4 protein-coding genes are annotated in these 4,729 nt (G+C 62.4%); 2 read left to right on the plus strand and 2 right to left on the minus strand.

Annotated features, from left to right (window positions below; genetic code table 11):
- Nucleotides 1-136: 136 nt before the first annotated feature.
- Nucleotides 137-2,170 carry a S8 family serine peptidase gene (locus tag GY725_15020; GenBank protein MCP4005502.1) on the minus strand — a complete coding sequence of 678 codons (2,034 nt, stop codon included), beginning with the start codon at nt 2,168-2,170 and terminating at the stop codon, nt 137-139.
- Nucleotides 2,170-3,156: a trypsin-like serine protease gene (locus tag GY725_15025; GenBank protein ID MCP4005503.1), complete on the minus strand. Its 987-nt coding sequence runs from the start codon at nt 3,154-3,156 to the stop codon at nt 2,170-2,172. Before GY725_15025 ends, GY725_15020 begins: the two co-directional genes overlap by 1 nt.
- Before the next feature lie 297 nt (nt 3,157-3,453).
- Here GY725_15025 and GY725_15030 point away from each other — a divergent pair, with 297 nt between their 5' ends.
- Nucleotides 3,454-3,942, plus strand: coding sequence for a DUF2867 domain-containing protein (locus tag GY725_15030; protein ID MCP4005504.1), 489 nt, complete (start codon nt 3,454-3,456; stop codon nt 3,940-3,942).
- Between the two features lie 216 nt (nt 3,943-4,158).
- Nucleotides 4,159-4,729 (plus strand): M20/M25/M40 family metallo-hydrolase (locus tag GY725_15035; protein MCP4005505.1); only part of this gene is annotated, 571 nt, incomplete at its 3' end.

Below are 4,729 nucleotides of genomic sequence, written 5' to 3' on the forward strand. Positions count from 1 at the left end.
CACTGCGAGCCGCCTGGCGTGCCCTCATCGGGGAACCGTCTGCGACCTTTCGCTTTCAGATCGCGATCGCGCGCACCGCAAGCCCGCTCCAACAAATCCTGCGACCCCTGCCGATCATCGGTTTTTCAACGGCCTGCTAGCGCGACCTCAAGACAATGTCTCGCACTTGCGACAACGCGGGAGCAGCAACGGCGATATCATCGACGAAGAACTCTCCCAGCGGTTGATCCTGGTTCTGTTGCTTGCACGACACGATCTGGACGTCGCCATCGATGCGCAGCCAGTACTGGATCTCCGATCCGCCCTCAGCTGGAATGTTGGGACGCACCTTCATGACGCTCGTGAGGTACCTGCGCGTACTCGGGTCTGCGCAATAGCGATTGAGTTGAGTCGGCGCTGCGATTCTGCCGAAGGTCAGCGTTCCGTCCGCGGTCTCGACGACGTCTTGCGACAGGCTGATGGCCTTGACCACGTTGAGTCGTCCGCTGGTCCACGCTTTTTCGGCAAGTCGACGGTCGACATCCACGCTGGCGACCAGTCGGTGTTTGATGTTGAGAGGATGCTCCTCACCGAGGGCACGGATTAGTCCGGCGGCAAACGACACGATGGCCGTGGAGACGGATGTGCCGTTCTCCAATACGAAATCTGCAGCGCCGAGAACCGATACCCCGCAGCCTGGAGCAAACAGGTCGACCCGGCTTTCGCTGAAGTTGGAAAACCACGCCGGCCCGAGTTCGCTGTCATGCGCACCGACGGTCAACACGTGGGGCGAGTGCGGGTCGCGCGTGCCCCCGTAGTCGGCCGGATACAGCTTGGCCAGATCAAGATTCTCGCCACCACCGCCTCGATTGCCGGCCGCGACGACGAACAACGTATCCTCCGCGTCCCGCATCGAGTTCCAGTGCGGGACGACGTGACGCGGTGTCGCCAGGCTCATGTTCACGATGTCGGCGCCTTGCTGATCCAGGTAGTCCACCGCATCGCTGACGTAACGCGCCTCTACGGGGCCCGGCAGGTCTGCCGAGCTGAGATTCACGATCTTGAGTCGTATCGGGATGTCCTCGGGAGCGACCGCCGCGAGCAGCGCTTTCCCTCCGAGGACCGCTGACGCGATCTTCGTCCCGTGCTCACGATCCGGATCGTGGGGGTATGTCTCGAAACTGCCGTTGCGCTGATTGAAATTGATGCCGTAAACGTCGTCAACCTGGTCGTTACCGGCCGGACGGTCATCGTCGACACCCCTCTGGCCAAACAACTCGTACACGTTGGGTTCGAAATGCGTTTGCGGCAGAAGGGTCCAGTTGGCGCCGCCGACGATCCCGGTGTCGACGATGCCGACGATCGCCGTTTCCGGCGACTTGCGGTACTGCGTGAGTCGCGCACGTTCGCTGAGGAAGCGATTCCACACTCGATCGTGATCGAAAGGGTTGCCACCGTGAGGCTGATCCGTGCACTCAGCGACATCGGCCGGTGCGACGAACCTGACGAACTGAAGACCCGGATCCGACTCGGAGTTGGGTGCTGACTCGACCTCTTCCACCCCCTCCGCGTAACTCATGAACAGGTTGGTGATCTCGGGTCGATTGGAGAAGGACGCATCGGACAGCGTCACGAATCTCGTACTCGACAGTGTCGTCGGCACGACCACCCCTCTCTCGGGCAAGAGATGGTGCACGAAGTGCTCCTGTCCGGCGTAGTCCTTGTACAGAGTGTTCTTGTTCAACTCCCAGGTGAGATCGACCATCTCTTCATCCAACGTGCCGGAGCGCAGCAACAGGTCGGACAGGGTGTCACCGGGCTCGACCTCGACCTGCGCCTGCGCTGCTGGAACACAGAACGGGAGCAAGACCGCCGACTCGGCCCCAAGCATGGTTGTCGCCGTACCGGCACGGTTCAGTCTCACTGCCTCTTGTTCCAGAAACTGAAGGGTCGACGGTGTCTGGGTTCCGCAGATCGTGCGCAACATCCCGGCCAGCGTGTCTCCTTCGGGAGGCACGGTGTGCCACTCGGGTGCCGCAATCGCCGCCAACTGCTTTGTCGTCTCGAGCCCGGCCGGCCGAGCGTCGACGATTTTCAGCGCGCCCGCCTCGGCACGTACCCCGAGAAGGATGATCAACGCTGTGATGAGAGTTGCTCTCCGGGTTCCGGTCGTCAGACGTGTTGAGATCACTAGATAATCTCCGATACCTCGGCAAACGCCGCGACGGGGACTCCCTTGTTGGCCCTCTTCTTCTTGCGACTGATCTTCTTTCTGCAACCGCCGTTCGTGTGAACGCCGATGATTGCGCCGTTCTGATCACGAATTCCGGAGCCGGACGACCGGTTCAGCGTATCGACGTCGTTGTAGAAAAGGCGGTCTTCGCCCACCGCCAGCAGACTTCCGACGTCCACGCGTTTCGGTTCTCCGGCGGGATGTTGGATCAGCACGATCAACTCACCCTTTTCTGGTATGCGGGTGGTGACGGTGGCCACGGGGTACTTCGCGCCGGGCAGCTCACCTTCTTCGTTGGCGCCGATCTCGACGATGGCGTAGTCGAATTGTCCGTTGCGGAATTCGACCAGCTTGACGATCGGAAACGACTCGGGAACGCGCACGACGGAGGTCTCGCCGTCGAGCTGAAAGCCGAAGTTGACCTGCATGATCGTGGCCCGTTGCTCCGGCGTCGGGCCGACCCTCCGGCTGTTTTCTAAACGAAACGGACCACGCAGGTGGCGGGTGAAGCAATGGCCTGCCGTCAGGACATGGTTTTCTGAGATCAGCGTTCCCGTACACCGAGGGAGGCCCGAAACGCTGCCAGGCGAGAAGTCGGGACGCAGCCTACGAATGTCGGCTTCTTCCATCCATTGAATCCTGACAGTCGATGGTTCGTACTCGCGCACGTACTCCTTGGTGACACCCTGCAGCCCCTCGTAGAGCTCGACGTCCTCGGACTCGTCGTGGGCCCCACACTGCGTCATCATTTCCGGAGACGCGCCGCCGAGGTCTGGGATTGCCGGGGATTCCTCGGCAACGTACGTCTCGTCGGAGCCTGACGTCTCTTCCGTAGAAGCGTCCGTATCCGGCGTGTCCACATCGACGTTCGGATCGCTCGAACCACAGGATACGAGAGTCAGCAGAGCCAAACAGCAGAGACCTGTCTTCAACTTCGTGCGCATTGCGTGCCTCTCAACGTGTGCTGGCGTTGGGTGGACCAGCATGGGTTTCTTGCATTGCGCTGATCATAACGTCGAAGAAGTGAAGGGCGAACAAGCTTTCTTTGACTTGCCTCCGTCGAGAGTTGGCCGGGCCCCGCACTGGCGTTGAATTGCTAGCGCTTTGTTCATTGCCGATACGCAACCTCGCTCTCGGCAAGGAGTGCAACAACCCGTCAGGGAAGTTTCTCGGAGATCCGGGCCACGGGGAATACGTCCAGGTAGCGCCGCAACGCCTGTTCGTCGCGGGCGAACAGTCCGTTGACCGTCCTCCAGAGAACGAGCTTGCCCAGAATCGCGCTGATCAATGAGTCTGGAGCTTTCCCAGTTCGGCTTTGTCTCTGCTCGGGGCTGGTGGGTTTGAAGTACACAACTAGGGTTATCCAGGACCTGGTAGACTCGCGATTGCGAAGCGGGGACCGGCCGCGGGGATCCGAGAAGCTGACCGTCGCGGACGCCGTGGACTTCTGGCGCGTCGAGGCCTACGAGCCCGATCGTCGACTGCGGCTGGTGGCCGAGATGCTGCTGCCGGGACGCGCGTGGCTCGAGTTCCAGGTCGAGGAGACCGAGGACGGGGCGGTCATTCGTCAGACCGCGGTGTTCGACCCCGTCGGTGTTGCCGGGTTGGCGTACTGGTACGGAATCTATCCCGTGCATCGCCGGGTGTTTGCCGGCATGCTGCGGCGGATTGCGTCGCAGGGAGGTCGGGTTGCGGCGCCGCAGGCCGTTGCGTTGCAGGAAGCTGGGTGAGGGCCTCGCGGTTCGATCGGGATCCTCGGTGCGTGCGTGGTTAGAGCGGCGGAGTCATGATCGGGTGATCTCGGGTTCGACCCGCTCGCCAGGTCGAATTACCATGGCGCCTGAGACATCCGTGGTCGTCGGCGATGAAGAGCGACAGGCGATCCGGGAGTCACTCGACTCGGAGGCCGCGCCATGAGAGCCCGATTCAACAGATACTCCGCGCTCGTGATCGCGATCGCGTGCGCGTTGCACGTCGCATGCTTCCATCGGTCCCCCGTCACGCGGTTCAAGACGCCGACCGAACCGCTCAGCCAGTCCCAGCTCGTGCTGCGCGACGAGCTGATTCGCGATGTGGAAGAGCTGTCCGTCGGCATCGGCCCGCGACACGCCGGCTTCTCGATCGAGGCGCTGCTGGCGGCGGAGCGCTGGATTGCGGAGCGGCTGCGCGACGCCGGAGTCGATCCTCAGAGAGACGAGATCGACGTGGCGGGGACGAGCGTCGCCAACCTCGTTGCGACGATACCGGGCACCACGCACCCGAACGAGGTCGTGTTGATCGGGGCGCACTACGACACGGTCGCCGACTCGCCGGGAGCCAACGACAACGCGTCGGGTGTAGCCCTACTGCTTGCGGCCACGAGGCGGCTGGTGAGCGCGCCGATGGATCGGACCGTGCGCATCGTCTTCTTCGTCAACGAGGAGGAGCCGTTCTCCGGCGGAGTGCAGATGGGCAGCCGGGTGCACGCCGATCGCAGCCGGGCCCGCGGCGATGAGATCGTGCTGATGATCGGAGTCG

This window comes from bacterium (genome assembly GCA_024226335.1).
Classification (GTDB): Bacteria; Myxococcota_A; UBA9160; order SZUA-336; family SZUA-336; genus JAAELY01.